Raw genomic sequence first — 22983 nt, 5'->3', positions numbered from 1 at the left:
GGGGTACGTACGGCGTCCGTACGCGTGTACGTCGATGTGCCTGCCGCAAGGGGAGGGGTGACCGTGGACCGCGCTGCGCTGCGCCGCCGGCTGGCCCTCGGCCTGGCCGTGCTGACCGGATCCGGACTGCTGTCGCTGGCGGTGCCCGGGGCCGCCCAGGCGGCCTCGGCCCCGTCCTCGTGCCGGGGCCGCGAGGTGCGGACGCTGTCGTTCGCCACCGGCTCCGTGCACGTCTACAAGCGCGACGGCTACGTCTGCGCGGTCACGGTCGCCGACCGCCCCGGCCGCGCGCAGACGATGTCGGTGACGGTGCAGGCCCGCGGCAACCGCCCGGTCACCGACAAGGGCCGCTACTCCTACCGGGCCGGCCCGGTCACCGTGCACGCCGGACACCGCTGCGTGCGCGTCGGCGGCTCGGTCGGCTCCCGGTCGGCCGGCAGCGGCTGGATCCTGTGCTGACGCCTGACGCCTGACGCCTGACGCCTGACGCCTGACGCCTGACGCCTGACGCCTGACGCCTGACGCCTGACGCCTGACGCCTGACGCCTGACGGGCGACGGGTGACGGGTGACAGGCCACGGCCGGGCTGACGCCCGACGGGCCGCCCCGCCGATCCCCGCCGCGCCGAGCCGGCGAGTGCCCCGGCGGCGGCCCCGGCAGGGCCGATTCGCCGACTCCCCTGGTGCGCACCCGAGTTGCTCCGATAGCTTCCGGCGCACATCTGTCTCACAGGGGAGTGTGCATGCGCAAGGCGCTCAGATGGCTGCTGGCGCTGGTGGTGCTCGTCGGCACCGTCAGCACGGCCGGGGCGGCCACCGCCGCCCAGACCCGGGCCACCGGCACCGACATCAAGGACCGGCTGCTGTCCATACCGGGCATGAGCCTGATCGAGGAGAAGCCCTACACCGGCTACCGCTTCTTCGTCCTGAACTACACCCAGCCGGTCGACCACCGGCACCCGTCCAAGGGCACCTTCCAGCAGCGGATCACCGTGCTGCACAAGGGAGTCGACCGCCCCACGGTGTTCTACACCGGCGGCTACAACGTCTCCACCACCCCGAGCCGCCGCGAGCCGACCCAGATCGTGGACGGCAACCAGGTCTCCCTGGAGTACCGCTTCTTCACCCCGTCCCGGCCCGCCCCGGCCGACTGGTCCAAGCTCGACATCTGGCAGGCGGCCAGCGACCAGCACCGCCTGTTCACCGCCCTCAAGCAGGTCTACTCGCACCGCTGGATCGCCACCGGCGGCTCCAAGGGCGGCATGACGGCCACCTACTACGAGCGGTTCTACCCGCGCGACATGGACGGCGTCGTCGCCTACGTCGCCCCCAACGACGTGGTCAACGACGAGGACTCCGCCTACGACCGCTTCTTCGAGACCGTCGGCACCAAGGAGTGCCGCGACCGGCTCGGCGCCGTACAGCGCGAGGCACTGGTGCGCCGTGAGCCGCTGGAGGAGAAGTACGCCCGGTACGCCGCGGACAACCACTACAGCTTCACCACCATCGGCAGCCTGGACCGGGCCTACGAGGCGGTCGTCCTCGACTACGTGTGGGGCTTTTGGCAGTACAGCCTGCTGAAGGACTGCGACACGATCCCCGCCGACGCCCGCACCGCCACCGACCAGCAGATCTGGGACTCGGTCGACACCATCTCCGGCTTCTCCGCCTACACCGACCAGGGCCTGGAGACCTACACGCCGTACTACTACCAGGCGGGCACGCAGCTGGGCGCGCCCACGATCAGCTTCCCGCACATCGAGAAGCAGCTGATCCGCTACGGCTACCAGCCGCCGCGCAACTTCGTGCCCCGCTCCATCCCGATGCGCTTCGAACCGTGGGCCATGCGCGACGTCGACACCTGGGTGCGCCACCACGCGGACCGGATGATGTTCGTCTACGGACAGAACGACCCCTGGGGCTCGGAGCGGTTCCGCCTCGGCCACGGCGCCCGGGACTCGTACGTCTTCACGGCACCGGGCATGAACCACGGCGCGAACGTCGCGGGTCTCGTGCCCGCGCAGAAGGCGCTCGCCACCGCCCGGATCCTCGACTGGGCCGGCGTCGCCCCCGCCGGGGTGCGGGAGAACCCGTCGGCGGCCCGGCCGCTGGCCCGCCCCGACGCGAAGCTGGACGTGCGGGACGTGGAACGCGAGCCCGCGCTCAGGCCGTAGGAGCCACACCCGCCGACCGGTCAGTACGACAGGCCGTACCCGATGGGGTACAGCACCCGCGAGGGGTCGTCCGCCCGCTGCACCGGCACCGGCAGCTTCCCGCGCGGCCGCACCCGGCCGGCGATGACGCGGGCGGCGGCGCGCAGTTCCACGTCGGTCCAGGAGTACGACGCCAGGTACGCCGGTACGGACGGGAGCTGGGCGACGTCGTAGGGGTTGCGGACGGCGAGGGCCACCACCGGGCGCCCGGTCGCCGTCAGCCGCTCCACCAGCGTGCGCTGCGCGCTGCCCGCCGTGACGTTGTACGTCGCGACGACCACCGCGTCCGCGTCGCGCGCCGCCGCGACCGCCCGGTCGATGACGGCCGCCGAGGGGGCGGTGCCGGTGGACAGGGCGGTGGCCGTGAAGCCCAGTTCGGTGAGGGCGGCGGCGAGCACCCCGGTGGGCGGTCCCGTGGTCCCCGACGGCGAGGCCGGGTCGGCGCCCACCACGAGGAGGGTGCGGTGGCTGCGGCGCGACAGCGGCAGCAGCCGGCCCTCGTTGACCAGCAGGGTCGTCGTCCGCTCGGCGATGCGGTCGGCCTCCGCCAGGTGCTCGGGGGTGCCGACCCGGTGCGCCACCTGGCGCTCGGAGACGTACGGGTCCTCGAAGAGGCCCCGGCGGGCCTTCATCCGCAGAATGCGCAGGATCGATTCATCGAGCCGGGCCTCGGTCAGCTCGCCGCCGCGCACGGCGTCCAGGACCGCGTGCCAGGCGACGTCCAGGTCGGGCGGGTTGAGCAGCTGGTCCACGCCCGCCTTCAGCGCGAGCACCGGCACCCGGTCGTCGCCGTACTTGGTGCGCACCCCCTGCATGCCGAGCGAGTCGGTGATCACCACCCCGTCGTAGCCCAGCTCGCCGCGCAGGATGCCGGTGAGGATCGGGTGGGACAGCGTGGCCGGGTCGCCGGAGTCGTCGAGCGCCGGGAACTGGATGTGCGCCGTCATGACCGAGTCGATCCCGGCCCTGATCGCCGCCCGGAACGGCACGGCGTCCAGCTCCTCCCACACCTCCCGGCTGTGCGTGATGACCGGGAAGCCGTAGTGGCTGTCCACCGCGGTGTCGCCGTGCCCGGGGAAGTGCTTGGCCGTCGCCGCGACCCGGGCCCCTTGATAACCCTTCACCTCGGCCGCCACCAGCCGGGCCACCGCGTCGGGGTCGGCGCCGAAGGAGCGGACGCCGATGACCGGGTTGGCCGGGTTGACGTTCACGTCGGCGTCGGGGGAGTAGTCCTGGTTGATGCCCATCGCGCGCAGCTCGGTGCCCGAGATCCGGCCGAGGGCGCGGGCGTCGGGGACGGAACCTGAGGCACCGACGGCCATCGCGCCCGGGAAGAGCGTGGCGGGCTTGCCGACCCGGCAGACGATGCCGTGCTCCTGGTCGGTGGCGATCAGCACGGGCAGGCCGCGCGGCTGCTGGAGCGAGGCCCGCTGGATGCCGTTGGACAGGGCGGCGATCTGCTGCGGGTCGCGGGTGTTGTGGGCCCAGGTGAAGTAGATGATGCCGCCGACGCGGTACTTCGCGACCAGCTCGGCGGCGGTGCGGACGCCGATCTCCGTGAGGTTGGCGTCGATGTCGGCCTGGTCGGGGTCGGTGGCCGAGTGGCCGTAGACCCGCATCACGAACAGCTGCCCGACCTTCTCCTCGAGCGTCATCCGCGAGAGAAGCGCGCGCAGCCGCCGCTCGTCGGGGCGGGCGGCGGCCTCGGCGGTGCCGGCGCCGGTGCCGACGGCGAGGGCGGCCGTGAGGGTGGCGGTGGCGGCGAGGACGCCGCGTCTGGAGGGGCGGGGGGAGGAGGGGGTGGAGGGGCGTGTGGTGTCGTGCACGTGCGCTCCTTCCGGAGGGGTTCCGCTGAAGGAAACTTCCGAGGAGTCACCAATATCCGGGAAGTTTCTGCCAGTCAAGGGAACGCACGCACCGGACCGCGGACGCGGCGGCCACCCCACGGCCCCGCCGACCGGGGCCGTCGTGCCCGGCGGCGGACTGCGTAGGGCGCCACCCGGCCGTGCGCGGGGGCGGACCGCGTTCGGCCCGCCCGGCGTGTGTGTGGCGGCGGATTCCGTGCGTCTTGCTCGGTCCGTGTGCGCGGCGGATTCCGTATGTCTCGCTCGGTTCCTGCGCGCGGCGGACCGCGTACGGCCCGCCCGGCGTGTGTGTGGCGGCGGATTCCGTACGACTCGCTCGGTCCGTGCGCGCGGCGGATTCCGTACGGGGCGCGCGACTCTCGGCAGCACGCCGCGTGCTCTCCCCACCCCAGGCCGCGGGCGACCGGCCTCGACAGCGCACCGCGTGCCCTCGTCCGGCCGCGCGCGACTACGCATCCCGTACGTCTGACCGGCCCGAGCCCCGGCGGATCCCGTACCCCTCAGCGGCCCGTGCGCGGCGGATCCCGTCCGCCTCACCGGCCCGCCCCCGGCAGCGGAGCCCGTGACGGCCCGCGCGGACGGCCCTCCTCGACGGCGCGCCGCGTACGTCTCAGCCGGCCGTCCGCGGCGTGTGCGCCGATGCGGCCGGCCAGTGTGCGCGCAGCGTGCGCACCGTCTCGGCGATGGCCGGCCGGCGGGCCGCCCCCGTCCGCCACAGCGCGTACAGGTGCCGTACGGGCACCGGATCCAGCGGGACCTCGACCACCCCCTCGGGCAGCGGCCCGCGGCCCAGGCGCGGGATCAGCGCCACGCCGAGACCGGCGGCGACCAGCGCGACCAGCGTCGGGTTCTCGTCGGCCTGGTGGACCACGTCCGGCTCATGGCCGGCGGCGCGCAGGGTGCGCAGCAGCCAGTCGTGGCAGACCCGCCCCGGCGGCTGGCAGATCCACCGCTCGCCGCCCAGCTCGGAGCGCCGCACCGCGGCCCGCCCCGCGAACGGATGCCCGGCCGGCACCAGCAGGTCGCACAGGTCGTCCCCGATGGCCGCCTGCTCCACCCCGGCCGGCGCGGGCAGCGGCGCGATGTCCCAGTCGTGCGCGACCGCGAGGTCGACGGCCCCCTTGGCGACCAGGTCCACCGACAGGTGCGGGTCGACCTCGCTGAGCCGGGCGTCCAGCGCGGGGTGACGCCGGGCCAGGTCGGCCAGCACGCCCGGCAGCAGCCCGCGCGCCGCCGAGGCGAACGCGGCGACGGCCAGCCGCCCGGCGGGCACCCCGCGCCGCTCCTCCAGCTCGGTCTCCGCCCGCTCGACGATCGCCAGCAACTCCTGTGCCGTAGCCACGAGTTGGTGCGCCTCGTCGGTGAGCCGCACCCCGCGCCCCGCGCGCTCCAGGAGGACGGTCCTGGTCTCCCGTTCCAGCTTGGCGATCTGCTGGGACACCGCCGACGAGGTGTAGCCGAGCGCGGTGGCCGCCGCGCCGACGGTGCCGTGCACGGAGACGGCGTGCAGGGCGCGCAGTCGCTGCAGATCGAGCACGGTTCCTCCAGGGGCCGGACTGGAACGGTTAGCGTTGCTGCATCCAACAGTGCAGCAATCATCGCTGGTGCTACACGGTTCGGGCGAGTGATCCTCGACGCATGCGACCCACCCATGTCCTGATCGCCGTCCTCGTCGCCGCTGTCTGGGGCGTCAACTTCACCGTCATCGAGGTCGGCCTCGGTCACTTCCCGCCGCTGCTCTTCTCCGCCCTGCGCTTCCTGGCCGCCGCGCTGCCCGCCGTCCTCCTCGTGGGCCGGCCCAAGGTGGCCTGGAAGTGGATCGTGGCGGTGGGACTGGTCCTCGGGGTCGCCAAGTTCGGTCTGCTGTTCGTGGGCATGGACCACGGGATGCCGGCCGGGCTGTCCTCCCTGGTGCTCCAGATCCAGGCGGTGTTCACGGCCCTGTTCGCCTTCGCGGCCCTCGGTGAACGCCTCACCCGGCTGCGGCTGGCGGGCATGGGCGTGGCGCTCGCCGGGATCGCCGTCGCCGCCGCGGACGAGGGCACCACGGGCCCGCTCGGCGCCTTCGCGCTGGTCGTCGCCGCGGCGGCCTGCTGGGGCGTGTCCAACGTCCTGACCCGCAAGGCGGCCCCGCCGGACGCCCTGAACTTCATGGTCTGGGTCAGCACCGTCCCGGTCCTGCCGCTCCTCGCCCTCTCCCTGCTGACCGAAGGCCCCTCCCGGGACCTGGCCGCGCTGCGCGGCCTCGACTGGCAGGGCGCGGGCACGGTCCTCTACGTCGCCTGGGTCACCACGGTCTTCGGCTTCGGCGCCTGGGGCTGGCTGCTGCGCCGCCACCCCGCCTCCACCGTGGCGCCCTTCTCCCTGCTGGTCCCGGTCTTCGGCATGTCGGCGGCGGCGCTCTTCCTGCACGAGTCGGTGACCGGACTGCGCTGGTGCGCGGGGGCGCTGCTGGTGGGCGGGGTGGCGCTGACGTCACTGGCCCCGGCCAGGACCGGGGCGAAGGCCCGCGCCGGGGCCCCGGCGGCGAGTCCGGCCCACACCCCGGTACGCGACCGGGTCGCCGTCCCCACCCGGCGGCCGGACTGAATCCGGCCGCGCGGTCCCCGGCGGCGGCCCGGCCGGAACGGGGTCGACGCGGCCGGGGCCGTGCGTCAGACTCCCCGCGTGACGATCACCATGGAGGGGCCCGTCCTGGAGGGCGGCCTCGTACGTCTGGAACCGCTGGCACACCGGCACGCCGCCGACCTCGCGGTGGCGGCGGAGGAGGACCGGGACTCGTACGCCTACACGTGGGTGCCCCGGGCCGGCGAGACCGAAGCCTACGTCGACGCCCAGCTCGCCCGCGCGGCAACCGGCCGCCTCGCCCCCTACGCCCAGATCTCCCTCGCCACCGGACGGGCGGTCGGCGCCACCTCGTACTGGGAGCCCCGCTCCTGGCGCGCGGAGGACCGGCTGGACGCCGTCGAGGTGGGCTTCACCTGGCTCGCCCGCTCCGCCCAGGGCACCGGCATCAACGCCGAGGCCAAGTACCTGCTCTTCCGGCACGCCTTCGAGGTGTGGCGGGTCTCCCGCGTCGACCTGAAGACCGACGCCCGCAACAGCCGCTCACGCGCCGCGATCGAGAGCGTCGGCGCCCGTTTCGAGGGCGTCCTGCGCAACTGGTCCCGCTCCTGGGCGCCGGGTGAGGACGGCCTGCTGCGGGACTCCGCGATCTACTCGATCACGGCCGAGGAGTGGCCCGGGCGCCGCCCGGCGCTGGAGGCACGGGTGCGCAGGGCGGCCGGGCGGGGAGACCGGTAGGGGCGGGAACCGGGGCGGAGGGACCGGACCGGCTGGACCGGCCAGACGGGCCGGATGGCCCGGTCGGCCGGGAGGACCGGCGGGAGGACCGGGAGGGCCGGCGGGAGGACCGGGCGGCGGAAGACGCGGACTACGCCGACTCGTTGAGCAGCCGCGTCAGGTACTCCCGTCCCGGGCCCAGGAGCCGCGGCAGCGGCTGTGCCGCCTCGTACCACCGCTTCTCGTACTCCCAGCACAGCCAGCCGTCCCAGCCCGCGCGGGCGAGGACGTCGACGCACTCGGTGAGCGGCAGGACACCTGCGCCCAGCGCGAGGGGGACGGTGTCCTCGGCCGAGGCGATGTCCTTGACCTGCACGTACCCGAGGTGCGGGGCGAGCGCCGCGTACGTCTGCGACGGCTGCTCACCGCCCAGCCAGGTGTGCATCACGTCCCACAGCGCGCCCACCTGCCCGTGCCCGACCGGCCCGAGGACGCGGATGGCGTCGGCGCCGGTGCGGTGCGAGTCGTGGGTCTCCAGCAGGACACGGACCCCGAGCGCGGCGGCGTCCTCGGCGGCCACGCCCAGCCGCCGGGCGGCGGTGGCGTCGGACTCCTCGCGGGGGCGGCCGGCGTCGGCGCCGGGGAAGACCCGGACGAACGGGGCGCCCAGGTCGTGCGCCAGTCGCAGCAGCCCGCGGATCTCGTCCAGGACGGGACCGTCGTCGCCCGGCGCGGCGACGCGCGCGTACCCGGCCACGCCCAGCACCTCGACCCCCGCCGCCTCGAACAGGGCGGCGGTCTCCCCGCGTTCGGCGGGGGAGAGGCCGGGGTGCACCGGTTCCTCGGGGTGCGCGCGCAGTTCGACGCCGTGGTAGCCGTGCTCGGTCGCGAGCGCCAGGACCTCCGGGATCGGCAGGCCGGGGACACCGAGAGTGGAGAACGCGAGTTTCATGGGCAGGGACCCTACCCGCCACCCGCACCGTCCACGCGGAACCGGTGACCGGGAAGGCGGGAGCCGCGGCGGTCCGTGTGCCGGAACAGCACCGGTGCGGGCGCCCGTCCGCGCAAGGGGGGGCGGCCGGGTCGTCCGGACCGGCCGCGGGGCGGTACGGCGCCTGCCCGCCCGCCGCGGGGTCACCTTCGCCGACACCCGCCCCCCGGGCGGCCCGCGCCGCCGAACGCAGGGAACCACCCGCAGCCGCGTCGGCGGCGAGGAGATCGTCCCGCTGCCGCGGACGTCCCCGCGCCACCGCGGCCCGGCCGGCCCGGCGGCCCCGTGCGGTCAGGGCGCCCAGTAGTGCTGTGAGGGGGAAGGTTCACCGGCTCGCGACGCCCGGCACGGCACCTCGCCGCGTCACCCGGATACTTTCCGGTACGCGGGTCGTGCTCCGCTCTGCGGTCCACCGCACCGGACGCCGCGAGCTTCCCGGCAGGCCTTCCCGGCCACGGCACTAGAGCTGTGAAGCCCCTCCGTCGACAGGGAACTCGGTTCCCGTCGAGAAGGTGGCACCGAACGCCAAGTACGCCACAGCGGCGGCCACCTCCTCGGACCTCCCCAGCCGCTGCATCGGGTTGGTGCTCCGGTAGGTGTCCTTCATCGTCCCGACGACATCGGCGGGCAAGGTGCGGTCCAGGATGCCCGTGTCGATCGGGCCGGGGCTCACGGCATTCACCCGCACCTTGCGCGGCAGCAGCTCGCGGGCCAGGGTGCGCGTCATCGACCGCAGGGCCGCCTTGCTCGCCGAATAGACGCTGAGTGCGTCGATGCCCAGGACGTTCACCACCGACGTGGTGAGGACCACGCCGCTCCCCTCGCGCAACAGGGGCGCCAGCGCCTGCACCGTGAAGTAGGCGCCCTTGGTGTTGGTGGCGAACAGCGCGTCGTACATCTCCTCCGTCGTCGAGTCGAACGGTGCGGAGGCGGTGGCCCCGGCGTTGACGAACAGCGCGTCCACCGCGCCGAACTGCTCCTGGACCGTGCCGGCCAGCGCTCCGATGTCCTCCAGGGACGCGGCGTCGCTGCGGACGGCGACCGCCTTGTCCCCCAACCGCCCCAGCGCCGCGTCCAGGGCGGGCCGGGTGCGGCCGGTGATCAGCACGTGCGCCCCACCTCCGCGAACAACCGGGCCGCGGCCAGGCCGATACCGCTGCTTCCGCCGGTGATCACGATCTTCTTGCCGTCGTAAGTGGTCATGCCCGCAAGCCAAATGTCCGGGCGCACCCCCTGTCCAAGACCTGTTCCGTATGCCGCCATGCTCCAGGCGTATGACGACGCGCGACGTACGCTGAGCCGATGGACGTCGACCTGCGGCTCGTGCGCTACTTCACGGTCGTGGCGGAGTACGGCAACTTCGGCCGGGCCGCCACGCGGCTGCACCTGGCGCAGCCGTCCCTGAGCCGCCAGATCCAGCGGCTGGAGGCTCAGCTCGGTGTCCGGCTGTTCGACCGCTCGCCGCAGGGCAGCAGTCTCACCGACGCCGGCCAGGCGTTCCTTCCCCGGGCCCGGACACTGCTCCACGAGGCCGAGCAAGCCGCTCGCACGGCCAGAGCCGCCGCCCGCCCCCGTGCCGTCACCGTCGGCTACGCCGAAGGACTGGTCATCACCGCCTGCGTGCAGGAACTGCGCCGCCGGCACCCCGACAGCCAGGTCCGCACCCGGCACGTCGACTGGCGGGACACGCGCGCCCTCGCCGAGGGGCGGGTCGACGCCCTCGTCGCGTACCGGCCCCTGCCCTTCCCCGCGGACGGCCTCCGGGTGACCACGCTCCACGAGGAAGCGCGGGTACTCGTCACGTCGGCGCGACATCGTCTGGCGAACGAGGAAGCCGTCAGCCCGCGGGCTCTGTCGGACGAGGATCTGGTGGCCTGCGTCAGCACTCCGGTCGTCTGGAGCACGCCCAGGCCGGCCGGCGGCCGTCCGGCACCGCCCCCGCCCGCGAGCGACGACAGCTACGAGGACAAGCTGGAACTCATCGCCACCGGCCACTGTGTCGCGATCTTCCCCGCCGGAGACCGGCGCGCCGTTGCGCGCGAGGACATCGCCCTGGTGCCCGTCGTCGGCATGGACCCCTGCGAGGTCGTGCTCGCCACCCGCGCCGACGACCCCAACCCGCTGCTCGGATCACTGGAAGGAGTGGCACGCACCGTCCTCGGCGGCACCCGGACCACGCGCTAGGTGTCCTGTCGTCGCCTGCCGTCCGCCCCGCGACGCCACGCACGCAATCTCGCCGCACCGGGCCCGGGCCCGGGTACGTCCGGTACGAGGGTCAGGGCCCGGCACGCCGAGAGCACGCACCCGACGCCGTGGGGCCCGCCCTGCGGGCGGACGACGGGAAGGTGACGACAGGTTCTAGCGCTGCTCCGCGGGCCGGAACACGTTGAGCTGCGCCCCGGTCTTCGCGGTCTGCGACGACACCAGCCGCCAGGTCCGCTTCACCCCGTCCGCCGGGAAGACCGACTTGCCGCCGCCCAGGAGCACCGGCATGACGGCGAGCCGCAGTTCGTCCACCAGGTCCGCGGCCAGCAGCGCCCGCACCAGCGTGGGGCTGCCCATCATCGCGAGGTCGCCGCCGCCGGCCGCCCGCAGTTCGCGTACCTTCGCGAGCGCCTCGGCGCCGGGCACGCGCACGGTGTTCTCCCAGGCCGGAGCGGAGTCGTCGAGGGTGTCCGAGACGACGTACTTGCGCAGGGAGTTGATCCGGTCGGCGAAGGGGTCACCGGCCCGCTCGGGCCAGGCCGCGGCCATCGTCAGGTAGGTGCGGCGGCCGTAGAGCAGCGCCTCGGCCTGCTCCAGGCCGGCGGCGAACGCTCCGCCGAGCACCTCGGGGTCGAAGAAGGGGTGCGACCAGCCGCCGTGCGCGAAGCCGCCGTCGGTGTCCTCCTCGGGACCGCCGGGCGCCTGCACGACTCCGTCGAGGCTGATGAACTCGGTGACGACGACACGCATGGGAATGCCTTCCGTTTCCTGGCCGATCGGTACGGGAGAGGAGACCGCGAGCGGCGCCGGAACTCATCGGCGCCCGCACCGGCCCAGGGGCCCGTGTCCGCACCCGAACCGTACGGCAGCACCCCGGACCCCGCCGCCGGACGCCGCACAACCGACCGTCCCGCACGGCACGGCCGACCCTCCGGTGCGCCGCCCGGCCCCGGTCTCACCCGCGCGGCACTCCCGTGGACCCGCGCACCATCAGCTCTCCGCGGACCGTGGCGATGCCCCCGGGCGGGGGCTCCTCGCGGCCCATGGCGACGCGGCCGGCCCGTGCGCCGGCCTCCGCGAGGGGCAGGCGGACCGTCGTGAGGGAGGGCACCGCGTCGACACTGAAGGGCAGGTCGTCGAAGCCCGCCACCGAGACGTCCCCCGGGATGCGCAGCCCGGACTCGCGCAGCGCCGCGCAGGCGCCCAGCGCCACGGAGTCGTTGGCGGCGACGACCGCCGTGAGCGCGGGGTCGCGGCGCAGCAGCTCCAGCGTGGCCTCGTAACCGGACCGGCGGTCGAACCGCCCGTGCACGGTCCGGTCCGGGTCGTCCTCGATGCCCGCCGCCGCCAGGGCCTCGCGGTGCCCTTCGAGGCGGTGCCGGGTGGTGGTGCGTTCCCGCGGGCCCGCGATGTAGCCGAGCCGCCGGTGTCCCAGGCCCGTCAGGTGCTCGGTCAGCTGCCGCGCGCCCCCGCGGTTGTCGAAGGCCAGCGCGACCGCCTCGGTGTCCGGCACCGGCGGCCGTCCGCACAGCACCACCCGGGTCCCGGCCTCCGCCAGCCGGCGCAGTTTCGCCGCGACCGCCGCCGCGTGCGGCGCGCTCTCCACCGCACCGCCGGTGAGCACGACCGCGGCGGCCCGCTGCCGCTGGAGCAGCGTCAGGTAGGTCAGTTCCCGTTCGGGCGAGCCGCCGGTGTTGCAGACCACCGCCAGCCGTTCGCCGCCGGCCCGCCCTCCCGGGCCGCCGATCTCCGACTGGATCGCGCTCGCCATGATCCCGAAGAACGGGTCGGCGATGTCGTTCACGAGGATGCCGACCAGGTCGGAGGTAGCGGCGGCGAGCGCGCTGGCGGGCCCGTTGAGCACGTAGTCCAGCTCGTCGACGGCCTTCAGGACCCGCTCCCGGGTGGAGGCGGCCACCGGGTAGTTCCCGTTCAGCACGCGCGACACCGTCGCGGGCGAGACCTGGGCGCGGGCCGCCACGTCCGCCAGGGTCACCGTCATCTCGTCGTCCTCCGGTCGCGCGTGTCGTCGTAGGTGAGCAGGCACCGTCCGGGCGGCTGCCGCGGGCCGTGGTGTCGTGCAGACCTTACGGCCATTCGCCCTCTTGTTCGCCTGCTCGGACGCCACGGTGCCCGTCCGCACGGACAACACGGTGTCCGTCCGCCGGGACACCGCGGTGTCCGTCCGCCCGGACAACACGATCCGCGCCCGCTCTTGTCCGGACCGCTGTCCAGAGGCTAGCTTCTCCTGACGTAGAAAGCGCTTGCTGTCCTCGTTCGCCGCACCCGCGGCCGCACGAGCGCCGCGACGCGCGGCGGGGACGCGTGACCGAACGCGCGGCGGTGACGAGCGGCGCGGACACATGACCGCGACGAGCGACGAGCGGCGAGGACAGAGGACCGCGACGAGCGGCCGCGGGAGAGCGGGCGCGAGCGGCCGTACGAAAGGACTGGGACCGACGTGACACGCAAGACGGTGCGGATCGCCATGAACGGCGTGACCGGACGCATGGGCTACCGCCAGCACCTGGTCCGCTCGATCCTCGCCCTGCGCGAGCAGGGCGGACTCGACCTCGGCGACGGCACCGTGCTGTGGCCGGAACCCGTCCTGGTCGGCCGGCGCGAGCACGCGCTGAAGGCGCTTGCCTGCCGGCACGGCCTGGAGCACGTCTCCACCGACCTGGACGCGGTCCTCGCCGACCCGGCCGTGGACATCTACTTCGACGCCCAGGTCACCTCCGCCCGCGAGGAGGCGATCAAGAAGGCGATCGCCGCGGGCAAGCACGTCTACACCGAGAAGCCCACCGCCACCGGCCTCGACGGCGCCCTGGAACTGGCCCGCCTCGCCCACGCGGCCGGCATCAGGCACGGCGTCGTCCAGGACAAGATCTTCCTGCCGGGCCTGCTGAAGCTGAAGCGGCTGATCGACGGCGGCTTCTTCGGCCGCGTCCTGTCCGTGCGCGGCGAGTTCGGCTACTGGGTCTTCGAGGGCGACTGGCAGGAGGCCCAGCGCCCGTCGTGGAACTACCGGGCCGAGGACGGCGGCGGCATCGTCGTCGACATGTTCCCGCACTGGGAGTACGTGCTGCACGAGCTGTTCGGCCGCGTCACCTCCGTCCAGGCCCTCACCGCCACCCACATCCCCCAGCGCTGGGACGAGAACGGCAAGCCGTACGACGCCACCGCCGACGACGCCGCCTACGGCATCTTCGAACTGGAGGGCGGCGCGGTCGCCCAGATCAACTCCTCCTGGGCGGTGCGCGTCAACCGCGACGAACTCGTGGAGTTCCAGGTCGACGGCACGGAGGGCTCCGCCGTGGCGGGCCTGCGCCGCTGCCGCGTCCAGCACCGCTCCGCCACGCCCAAGCCGGTCTGGAACCCCGACATCCCGGCCACCGAGGTCTTCCGCGACCAGTGGCAGGAAGTGCCCGACAACACCGGCTTCGACAACGGCTTCAAGGCCCAGTGGGAGCTGTTCCTGCGCCACGTCTACGCCGACGCCCCCTACCACTGGGACCTGCTCGCCGGTGCCCGCGGCGTCCAGCTCGCCGAACTGGGCCTGAAGTCCTCCGCCGAGGGCCGCCGCATCGACGTCCCGGAGATCGCGCTGTGACCCTCCACCTGCCGGACGCCGACGGCACGCTGCGGGCCTACGAGCCGCGCACCGAGCCCTTCGCCGCCACCCCGGGCACCCCCTTCACCTCCCGCACGGTCTTCTCCGCCGCCCACGTCGTCGCCGACCCGTTCGCGGACGTCTCACCCGACTCGCCCGCCGCCGTCGACTGGGACGCCACCCTCGCCTTCCGCCGCCACCTGTGGTCCCACGGGCTGGGCGTCGCCGAGGCCATGGACACCGCCCAGCGCGGCATGGGCCTGGACTGGGCGGGCGCGGCCGAGCTGATCCGCCGCTCGGCGGCGGAGGCGAAGTCGGCGGGCGGCAAGATCGCCTGCGGCGTGGGCACCGACCAGATCACCGGCGGCACGCTCGCCGGCATCCGCGCCGCCTACGAGGAACAGCTCGCCGTCGTCGAGGAGTCCGGTGCCCAGGCCGTCCTCATGGCCTCTCGCGCCCTCGCCGCCACCGCCCGGGGCCCGGAGGACTACCTGGAGGTCTACGGCCACCTGCTGCGGCAGGCCGCCGAACCGGTCGTCCTGCACTGGCTCGGCCCGATGTTCGACCCGGCGCTGGAGGGTTACTGGGGCTCCGCGGACCTCGACGCGGCCACCGGCACCTTCCTGGACGTCATCGCCGCCCACCCCGACAAGGTCGACGGGGTGAAGATCTCCCTGCTGGACGCCCAGCGCGAGATCGACCTGCGCCGCCGCCTGCCCCGGGGCGTGCGCTGCTACACCGGCGACGACTTCCACTACCCGGAGCTGATCGCGGGCGACGACCAGGGATTCAGCCACGCCCTGCTCGGCATCTTCGACCCACTGGGCCCGCTGGCCGCCGAGGCGGTACGCGTCCTGGACACCGGCGACACGGCCGGCTTCCGCGCCCTCCTCGACCCCACCGTCGCCCTCTCCCGCCACCTCTTCCAGGCCCCCACCCGCTTCTACAAGACGGGTGTCGTCCTGCTCGCCTGGCTGGCCGGGCACCAGTCGCACTTCACGATGGTCGGCGGCCTGCAGTCGGCCCGTTCCCTGCCGCACCTGGCCCGCGCCTACGAACTCGCCGACGGCCTGGGCCTGTTCCCGGACCCCCAGCTCGCCGAGGAACGGATGCGCGGCCTGCTCCTCCTCCACGGGGTGGACCGATGACCCACGACGATCTGAGCCGCTTCTCCGTCAACCAGATGACCGTCAAGCAGCTGCCCCTGCCCGAACTCGTCGACGCCTGCGCGGAACTGGGCGTCGGCGGCATCGGCCTGTGGCGCGAACCGGTACGGGCCTACGGGCCGGAGGCCGCCGCCAGGCTCGTCCGGGACGCGGGCCTGACCGTCACCACCCTGTGCCGGGGCGGCTTCCTCACCGCGGCCGACCCCGTCGAACGCGCGGAGGCGCTGGGCGACAACCACGCGGCCGTCGACGAGGCCGCCGCGCTCGGCACGGACACCCTGGTCCTCGTCTCCGGCGGCCTCCCCGCCGGGGACAAGGACCTGCACGGCGCCCGCGAACGCGTCGCCGACGCCCTCGCCGTCCTCGGCCCCTACGCGGCCGAACGCGGCGTACGCCTGGCCATCGAGCCGCTGCACCCCATGTTCGCCGCCGACCGCTGCGTGGTCTCCACCCTCACGCAGGCCCTGGACCTGGCCGAACGCTTCCCCGCCGACCAGGTCGGCGTGGCCGTGGACACGTACCACATCTGGTGGGACGACCGGGCGCCCGCCGAGATCGCCCGGGCGGGCGCGTCCGGCCGCATCCACACCTTCCAGCTCGCCGACTGGACCACCCCGCTGCCGGCGGGCGTCCTCAACGGCCGCGGCCAGATCGGCGACGGCGCCATCGACATGCGCGAGTGGAAGGCGTACGTGGAGGCCGCCGGCTACACCGGCCTCATCGAGGTCGAACTGTTCAACGACGGTCTGTGGGCGCGCGACGGCCGGGAGGTGCTGGAGGAGACGGCGGCGCGGTTCGTGGAACACGTCGTGCGCTGACCGCCGGGCGGGGGCCGTCGGTGTCGTGGGCGTTCCCGCCCGCCGGAAAACACCGCGAAGAATATCGCCGCGCAGTGCAACCCTTCCCGCGCGCGGCATGTCGTATCTGTCGTCGGAACCCCCGGTGGGGGCCCGGGGCGACCCGGGGAGGCTCGGGGGGAGCCACGGGTTCCGGCGCAGGAGGGGAAGAGCCGAGGGGGCCGGGTCGACGACCGGGCCCCCTCGAAGCTGTCCGGGCCCGGCCGGACGATCCCGGACCGAGGCTGTCCCCGGGGCGTAAGCCGTCCGGGACCGAGGCTGTCCCCGGGGCGTAAGCCGTCCGGGACCGAAGCCGTCCCCAGGGCGAAAGCCGTCCCGGACCGAAACCGCCCCCGGGCGCGAAAGCCGTCCGGTTCCGGACCGGACGATCCCGGACCGGACCCGGTCCCGTGTTCCGGCCGGGCAGCCGGGCAGCCGGGCGGCAGGGCGGCCGGCCGGGCGGTCTCCTAGAAGAACACCCCGCAGCGCAGCAGCACGTTGGCGTACGGCCGCGCCTCCCCGGTCCGTACGACCAGACGCGCACCCGCCGACAGCTCCTTGAGCCGCTCGTGCGGGACCAGGACGAGCCCGGGGAAGCGGCCGTCCAGCAGCGCGGCAGCCGCCGGATTGGCCCCGCGCACCTCGGCCGCCGCCGTCGCGCCCTCCACCACCAGCTCCGCCAGCAGCCCGTCCAGCACCTCGGCGAAGGACGGCACCCCGGCGCGGAACGCCAGGTCGACCACGCGCGGGCCGGCCGGTATCGGCATGCCCGCGTCGCACACCAGCACCTCGTCGGTGTGCCCCAACTCCGCCAGGGCACCGGACAGCTGCCGGTTGAGGATGCCCGCCTTCTTCACCGTGACCCGCCTCGCGCCGGGTCCCCGGACGTGCCTTCTCCGTCCCGGCCGGGGGCCCCGGGGCCGCCCTCCGGGGCCGCACAGGACAGGGCGTCGACCTCCGCCGCCGTCGGGTACGACTCCTGCGCACCCCGCTTCGTCACGGCCGCCGCGCCCACCCGGGCCGCGTACGCCGCCGCGTCCTTTAGGGACGCGCCCGCGCCGAGCCGCCAGGCCAGCGCCGCGGTGAACGCGTCGCCCGCGCCCGTGGTGTCCACGGCGTCCACCTTCACGGACGGCACCCGGGCCACCCCCTCGGCGGACGCCACCAGCGCGCCCTCGCCGCCCAGGGTGACGACCACCGAGCGCGGGCCCCGCGCGAGCAGCGCCCGCGCCCAGTCCTCCGGGTCGGTGCCGGCGTCCGCCCCGCCCAGGATGACCTTCGCCTCGTGCTCGTTGACGATCAGCGGGTCGCAGGCCTCCAGGAGCTGGGACGGCAGCGGGCGCGGCGGCGACGGGTTGAGCACGAACCGGCTCCCCGCGGCCAGGTGCCGCACCGTCTCCACGACCGTCTCCAGCGGGACCTCCAACTGCGCGGACACCACCCGCGCGGACCCGACGAGAGCCGCCGCGGCACGGACGTCCCCGGGGGTCAGCCGGCCGTTGGCACCCGGCGAGACCACGATCGAGTTGTCCCCCGACGGGTCCACCGTGATCAGCGCGACCCCGGTCGGCGCGCCGCCGACCAGCACGCCCGCCGGGTCGACCCCGGCCGCCCGCTGCGCGTCCAGCAGCAGCCGCCCGTGCGCGTCGTCACCGACCCGGGCCAGCAGGGCCGTGCGGGCCCCGAGCCGGGCCGCGGCGACCGCCTGGTTGGCGCCCTTGCCACCGGAGTGGACGGCCAGGTCGGAGCCGAGGACCGTCTCCCCGGCCGCGGGCCGGCGCTCGACGCCGATCACCAGGTCGGCGTTGGCCGACCCCACGACCAGCAGGTCGTAGTCGTACATGCGCAGTGTCTCCTTACGGGAACGGGTCGCCGGTCAGCCGCTGAACCCGGCCACGTTCTCCTTCGTTACCACCTTGACCGGCACCTTCACCGTCGGCGCGACCTTCTTGCCCTGGACCGCCTTGAGCGCGTTGTCCACGGCGATCCGGCCGAGCTGGCTCGGCTGCTGCGCGACCGAGGCGTACAGCGTGCCGTTCTTGACGGCGGTCAGACCGTCCGGGGTGCCGTCGAAGCCGACGACCTGCACGGACTTGCCGGCCTTGGAGCCGAGCGCCTTGACCGCGCCGAGCGCCATCTCGTCGTTGGCGGCGATCACGCCCTGCACGTCGGGGTGGGCCTGGAGCAGGTTCGACATCACGTCGAGGCCCTTGGTGCGGTCGAAGTCGGCGGGCTGCTGGGCGAGCACCTGGATGCCCGGGTAGGCCTTGAGGCCCTGGGCGAAACCGGCGGCGCGCTCACGGGCGGCGGAGGTGCCCGCCTGCCCCTGGAGGATCACGATCTTCCCGTGACCGCCCAGCTTCCCGGCGATGGTCTTGGCGGCCAGTTCGCCGCCCGCGACGTTGTCGGAGGCGACCAGCGCGGCCGTCTTCGCGTTGTTGACGCCGCGGTCCACGGCGATGACCGGGATGTCCGCCTTGCCGGCGGCCTTCACGGAGTTGCTGGCCGCGTCGGAGTCCACCGGGTTGACGATGATCGCGCCCAGGCTCGAACTGGTGAAGTTCTGGAGCTGGTTGGCCTGCTGCGAGGCGTCGTTCTGCGCGTCGGTGACGGTCAGGTCCAGGCCCAGCTTCTTCGCCTCGGCCTGCGCGCCCGACTTGATCTGCACGAAGAACGGGTTGTTGAGGGTGGACAGCGACAGACCCAACTTCGGGGTCGTCGAAGCGGACCCGGTGTGCAGCAGCGAGGTCGCGGCCACCAGCGCCACGGTCACCACCGCTGCCAGCCCGTACGTCGCCGCCTGCTTGCCCTTGCCGCCGCCGCTGCCGGTGCCCGCGGCCTGCGGGGTCGCCCCGGCCTTGCGGCGCACGGTGTCGAGCAGCACCGCCAGCGCGATCACGACACCGATGACGACCTGCTGCCAGAACGCTGACACCGACAGCAGGTTGAGGCCGTTCCTGAGCACCGCGAGGATCAGCGCGCCGATCAGCGTCCCCGACGCCTTGCCCGTGCCGCCCGCCAGCGAGGCGCCGCCGATGACGACCGCCGCGATCGCGTCCAGCTCGTAACCGTTGGCGGCCTGCGGCTGCGCGGAGGAGAGCCGGGCGGCGAGCACGATGCCCGCGGCGGCCGCGAACAGCCCCGACAGGGCGTAGATCGCGAGCTTCTGCCGCTTCACCCGCAGCCCCGAGAGCCGGGCCGCCTCCTCGTTGCCGCCGATCGCGTACATCGAACGCCCGATGTACGTACGTCCCAGCACGAACGCCGTGATCAGACCCATGACGACCATGACGAGCACGGGCACCGGCAGCCAGCCGCCGAGCGTGTCACCCAGGTGCGAGACCGAGTCCGGCAGGGCGATCGGGGAGCCCTGCGAGATGACCAGCGACAGACCGCGGCCCACCGACAGCATGGCCAGCGTCGCGATGAACGGCGGCAGCTTCCCGTAGGAGATCAGGAAACCGTTGACCAGGCCCGCCGCGACGCCCGTGGCGACGGCGAGGACCACCGCGAGTACCACCGGCACCCCGTGCGAGGTCGCGCTCCAGGCGAGCACGGTCGCCGACAGCGCCGCCACCGAACCGACCGACAGGTCGATGCCCGCCGCGACGATGACGAAGGTGACACCGAAGGCCAGGATGGCGGTCACCGCCGCCTGGACACCGATGTTCAGCAGGTTGTCCGTCGTCAGGAAGTCCCCGGAGAGCGCGGACAGCGCGATGACGAGGACGATCAGCGCGGTCAGCGCGCCGTTGTCGAGCAGCAGGCGGCGCAGGCCGCCGGAGGCGCCACCCGCGCCCGCCTTGCTCTTGAGCGTGTCAGTGGCCACGGGGGGCCTCCACTTCGGTCGTTCCGTTCGTAGGAGTGCTGACGGCGAGCGCCATCACGGCGTCCTGGGTCGCCTGGTCGGCCGGGAGTTCCCCGGCGATCCGGCCCTGCGCCATCACCAGCACCCGGTCGCTCATGCCGAGCACCTCGGGCAGGTCGCTGGAGATCATCAGGACGGCGGCGCCGGCGGCCGTCAGTTCGTTGATGAGCTGGTAGATCTCGACCTTGGCGCCGACGTCGATGCCCCGGGTCGGCTCGTCGAGGATGAGGACCTTGGTGTCGGCCAGCAGCCACTTGCCGATGACGACCTTCTGCTGGTTGCCGCCCGACAGGGTCCGCACGTGCTGGCCGAGACCGGCCATGCGCACGCCGAGCTGCCCGGCGATCCGCTCGGCCTGCCGGTGCTGCCCCTTGAGGTCCACGAGCCCGCCGCGCGAGGCCGACCGCAGGGTCACCAGACCGAGGTTCTCCTCCACCGAGGCGTCCAGGACGAGCCCCTGCCCCTTGCGGTCCTCGGGCACCAGCCCGATCCCGGCGGCCATGGCCGCGTTCACGTCGTGCCGCCGCAGCCGGGCACCGGCGACGCGGACGTCACCCCGGTCGTAGGGGTCCGCGCCGAACACGGCCCGCACGACCTCCGTACGTCCCGCGCCCACCAGCCCCGCGATGCCGACGACCTCACCGGCGTGCACCTGGAAGCTGACGTCGTGGAAGACACCGTCCCGGGTGAGCCCCTCGACGGCGAGCAGCGGCTCGCCCCGCTCGGCCCGCTCCCTGGGGTACTGCTGCTCGATGGAGCGCCCCACCATGAGCCGGACCAGCTCGTCCTCGGGCGTCGAGGCGGGCACCTGGCCCACGCTGCGCCCGTCCCGGATGACCGTGACCCGGTCACCCAGGGCGGCGATCTCCTCCAGGTGGTGCGTGATGAACACGATCCCGACACCGTCGGCGCGCAGCGCCCGCACGATCGAGAACAGCTTCTCGACCTCCTCGGAGGTGAGCACGGCGGTCGGCTCGTCCATGATCAGCACCCGCGCGTCCAGGCTCAGCGCCTTGGCGATCTCGACCATCTGGAGCCGGGCGATGCCCAGTTCGCGCACCCGGGCGCGGGGCGACACGCTGACGCCCACCCGTTCGAGCAGGGCGGCGGCCTCGGCCTCCATCCGCTTCCGGTCGATCATCCCGAAGCGGCGCGGCTGACGGCCGAGGAAGATGTTCTCCGCGACCGTCAGATCGGGTACGAGGTTGAACTCCTGGTAGATCGTGGCGATCCCGAGCCGCTCGGAGTCCTGCGCACCATGGATGCGCACCTCCTCGCCACCGGCCAGGATCCGCCCGGCGTCGGGGGTGTAGGCACCGGAGAGCATCTTGATGAGCGTGCTCTTGCCGGCGCCGTTCTCACCGAGCAGCACGTGCACCTCGCCCCGGCGCAGGTCGAAGTCGACGCTGTCCAGCGCCACCACGCCCGGGAAGGTCTTCCGGATGCCCTCGATGCGCAGCAACTCCTCCGGGTCGCTCACGGCATGCTCCTGTTCGTTGCGACGGACTCGGGGACGGTGGGGGCGCCGGCGGCCGGGGCGACGGTCTCCGCCCCGTCTGCGGCGGCGGCCCGGGCGGCGAGCGCGGGAGCCGGCCCGGCGGCGGTCTCGCCGCACGAGCGGCGGACGACGAGCCGGGCGGGCAGGGTCACCGACTCCGGCCCCCGGCCCTCGATACGGTCCACCAGCGCCCGTACGGCCGCCCGCCCCAGCTCGCCCGTGGGCTGGGCGACGGCGGTGATCGGTGGATCGGTGTGCACGAACCACGGGATGTCGTCGAACGCCGCCAGCGCGATGTCGTCCGGCACCCGCAGCCCGCGCGCCCGGATCGCGTCCAGCGCGCCGAGCGCCATCAGGTTGTCGGCCGCGAAGACCACCTCGGGCGGCTCGGGCAGGTCGAGGAACCCCTCGGTGACCCGCCGCCCGCTCTCGGCCTGGAAGTCGCCCTGCCCGGTGTAGGCCTCGGGGAGGTCGAGCCCGTAGGCGGCCAGCGCCTCCCGGAAGGCCCGCACCCGCTCACTGCCGGTCGTGGTGGCCGCGGGACCCGCGATGATCGCGAGCCGCCGGTGCCCGAGCCCGTGCAGGTGCGCGACGAGGTCCCGCACCGCCTGCTGCCCGTCGGCCCGCACCACGGGCACGTCCACGCCCTTGATCCACCGGTCGACGAACACCATCGGCGTCCCCGAGCGCGCGGCCTCCAGCATCAGCGGGGAACCACCGTCGGTGGGGGAGACGAGCAGGCCGTCGATCCGCCGGTCCAGCAGGGTCCGCACGTGGTGGTCCTGGAGATCGGGCCGCTCGTCGGCGTTCCCGATGATCACGCTGTACCCCAGCGCGCGGGCCTCCTCCTCGACGGAACGGGCCAGCTCGGTGAAGTACGGGTTGAGCACGTCGCTGATGACGAGACCCAGGGTGCGGGTCTGGTCCGTGCGCAGCGAACGGGCGACGGCGTTCGGCCGGTAGCCCAGCGCCTCGACGGCGGCCATTACGCGTGCCCGTGCCTCGGCGCTGACCGACGGATGGTCGTTCAGGACGCGCGAGACCGTGGCGACGGACACGCCCGCCCCGGCAGCGACATCCTTGATGCTCGCCATCGCCGCTCCACCTCCTCGTGGAATCGATTACACGAGGGATTGGAATCGATTACACGAGGCGTGGCAAGAGGGTGTTACCGAATCGTTACGTACCGTGTGGAACGCCGCGATCTGTGGGTGTGGCAACCGCGGGACGCGGCTGTGTCAGTGCTGTGACGCAAGACGGTTGCGAGTGTGATCGCCGGTGGTGAACATAGTGGGGCAGAAACGTTCACTGAGGGTTGGCGGCCTTGAGCCTCGGGTCAACCCTCTGATGGGGGAGGCGAGTTCGGCGTGAAGTTCGACATGGGTGCGCAGACGTTGTCGACGTTGATGCGTGATTCGCGTGGGTCGAGTGATGATCTGGGGTCGTT

18 protein-coding genes and 1 pseudogene are annotated in these 22983 nt (G+C 73.8%); 8 read left to right on the top strand and 11 right to left on the bottom strand.

Annotated elements, in window-relative coordinates:
* Window positions 1–63: 63 nt before the first annotated feature.
* Together IG64_RS06595 and IG64_RS06590 are read left to right on the top strand one after the other, a co-directional pair.
* A complete protein-coding gene (locus IG64_RS06595) occupies window positions 64–459 on the top strand; it encodes a hypothetical protein (protein ID WP_037853346.1) in 396 nt (131 codons plus the stop codon).
* Window positions 460–742: 283 nt separating this feature from the next.
* Window positions 743–2173: a S28 family serine protease gene (locus IG64_RS06590; RefSeq protein ID WP_037853044.1), complete on the top strand. Its 1431-nt coding sequence runs from the start codon at window positions 743–745 to the stop codon at window positions 2171–2173.
* A gap of 20 nt (window positions 2174–2193) precedes the next feature.
* Here IG64_RS06590 and IG64_RS06585 read toward each other — a convergent pair whose 3' ends face one another.
* Window positions 2194–4038 carry a glycoside hydrolase family 3 protein gene (locus IG64_RS06585; RefSeq protein ID WP_037853042.1) on the bottom strand — a complete coding sequence of 615 codons (1845 nt, stop codon included), beginning with the start codon at window positions 4036–4038 and terminating at the stop codon, window positions 2194–2196.
* Window positions 4039–4687: 649 nt separating this feature from the next.
* Window positions 4688–5614, bottom strand: coding sequence for a LysR family transcriptional regulator (locus IG64_RS06580; protein ID WP_037853040.1), 927 nt, complete (start codon window positions 5612–5614; stop codon window positions 4688–4690).
* A 101-nt stretch (window positions 5615–5715) separates the two neighbouring features.
* Between IG64_RS06580 and IG64_RS06575 the strand changes: the two genes are divergently transcribed.
* Both IG64_RS06575 and IG64_RS06570 read left to right on the top strand, forming a co-directional pair.
* A complete protein-coding gene (locus IG64_RS06575; protein WP_037853039.1) occupies window positions 5716–6666 on the top strand; it encodes an EamA family transporter in 951 nt (316 codons plus the stop codon).
* A gap of 78 nt (window positions 6667–6744) precedes the next feature.
* The gene (locus IG64_RS06570) at window positions 6745–7380 is read left to right on the top strand and encodes a GNAT family N-acetyltransferase (protein WP_037853343.1); all 636 of its coding nucleotides are present in this window, start codon (window positions 6745–6747) and stop codon (window positions 7378–7380) included.
* 130 nt (window positions 7381–7510) lie between these two features.
* On the opposite strand, the gene IG64_RS06565 is transcribed toward IG64_RS06570, so the two are convergent.
* Window positions 7511–8311: a sugar phosphate isomerase/epimerase family protein gene (locus IG64_RS06565; protein WP_037853038.1), complete on the bottom strand. Its 801-nt coding sequence runs from the start codon at window positions 8309–8311 to the stop codon at window positions 7511–7513.
* Window positions 8312–8810: 499 nt separating this feature from the next.
* A pseudogene (locus IG64_RS06555) lies at window positions 8811–9553 on the bottom strand (SDR family oxidoreductase).
* A gap of 99 nt (window positions 9554–9652) precedes the next feature.
* Between IG64_RS06555 and IG64_RS06550 the strand changes: the two are divergent.
* Entirely contained in the window at window positions 9653–10534 is an 882-nt protein-coding gene (locus tag IG64_RS06550) for a LysR family transcriptional regulator (protein ID WP_037853036.1), read from the top strand.
* Between the two features lie 174 nt (window positions 10535–10708).
* Here the strand turns inward: IG64_RS06550 and IG64_RS06545 are convergent, their stop codons facing one another.
* Both IG64_RS06545 and IG64_RS06540 read right to left on the bottom strand, forming a co-directional pair.
* Window positions 10709–11305, bottom strand: a complete 597-nt coding sequence (locus tag IG64_RS06545; protein ID WP_037853035.1) for a dihydrofolate reductase family protein — start codon at window positions 11303–11305, stop codon at window positions 10709–10711.
* Between the two features lie 205 nt (window positions 11306–11510).
* Window positions 11511–12557 (bottom strand): LacI family DNA-binding transcriptional regulator, encoded by a 1047-nt coding sequence (locus tag IG64_RS06540; protein ID WP_037853033.1) that lies wholly within the window; start codon window positions 12555–12557, stop codon window positions 11511–11513.
* 459 nt (window positions 12558–13016) lie between these two features.
* On the opposite strand from IG64_RS06540, the gene IG64_RS06535 reads away from it, so the two are divergent.
* The 3 genes from IG64_RS06535 to IG64_RS06525 are packed head-to-tail and all read left to right on the top strand — an operon-like array spanning window position 13017 to window position 16152.
* Window positions 13017–14168, top strand: a complete 1152-nt coding sequence (locus IG64_RS06535) for a Gfo/Idh/MocA family protein (protein ID WP_037853031.1) — start codon at window positions 13017–13019, stop codon at window positions 14166–14168.
* Window positions 14165–15316 (top strand): dihydrodipicolinate synthase family protein, encoded by a 1152-nt coding sequence (locus IG64_RS06530; protein WP_037853029.1) that lies wholly within the window; start codon window positions 14165–14167, stop codon window positions 15314–15316. The genes IG64_RS06535 and IG64_RS06530 overlap by 4 nt, the downstream gene beginning before the upstream one ends.
* Window positions 15313–16152, top strand: coding sequence for a sugar phosphate isomerase/epimerase family protein (locus tag IG64_RS06525; RefSeq protein ID WP_037853027.1), 840 nt, complete (start codon window positions 15313–15315; stop codon window positions 16150–16152). The genes IG64_RS06530 and IG64_RS06525 overlap by 4 nt, the downstream gene beginning before the upstream one ends.
* A 485-nt stretch (window positions 16153–16637) precedes the next feature.
* On the opposite strand, the gene rbsD is transcribed toward IG64_RS06525, so the two are convergent.
* From rbsD to IG64_RS06500, 5 genes are read right to left on the bottom strand one after another with little or no spacing between them, the layout of a single operon-like run.
* Entirely contained in the window at window positions 16638–17027 is a 390-nt protein-coding gene (rbsD, locus tag IG64_RS06520) for a D-ribose pyranase (protein ID WP_037853024.1), read from the bottom strand.
* On the bottom strand, window positions 17024–18013 hold the full coding sequence (locus IG64_RS06515; RefSeq protein ID WP_051812429.1) for a ribokinase: 990 nt from the start codon (window positions 18011–18013) through the stop codon (window positions 17024–17026). Before IG64_RS06515 ends, rbsD begins: the two co-directional genes overlap by 4 nt.
* Window positions 18014–18046: 33 nt before the next feature.
* Complete coding sequence (locus IG64_RS06510) at window positions 18047–19999, bottom strand: substrate-binding domain-containing protein (protein ID WP_037853021.1); 1953 nt, start codon at window positions 19997–19999, stop codon at window positions 18047–18049.
* On the bottom strand, window positions 19989–21518 hold the full coding sequence (locus IG64_RS06505; protein WP_037853018.1) for a sugar ABC transporter ATP-binding protein: 1530 nt from the start codon (window positions 21516–21518) through the stop codon (window positions 19989–19991). The genes IG64_RS06510 and IG64_RS06505 overlap by 11 nt, the downstream gene beginning before the upstream one ends.
* The gene (locus IG64_RS06500; RefSeq protein WP_107474178.1) at window positions 21515–22630 is read right to left on the bottom strand and encodes a LacI family DNA-binding transcriptional regulator; all 1116 of its coding nucleotides are present in this window, start codon (window positions 22628–22630) and stop codon (window positions 21515–21517) included. The genes IG64_RS06505 and IG64_RS06500 overlap by 4 nt, the downstream gene beginning before the upstream one ends.
* Between the last annotated feature and the right edge of the window lie 353 nt (window positions 22631–22983).

The sequence above is a fragment of the Streptomyces sp. NRRL S-340 genome (genome assembly GCF_000720185.1).
GTDB lineage: Bacteria > Actinomycetota > Actinomycetes > Streptomycetales > Streptomycetaceae > Streptomyces.
Note: the sequence above shows the minus strand (reverse complement) of the source record. Positions and strands in the feature narration are given on the sequence as shown.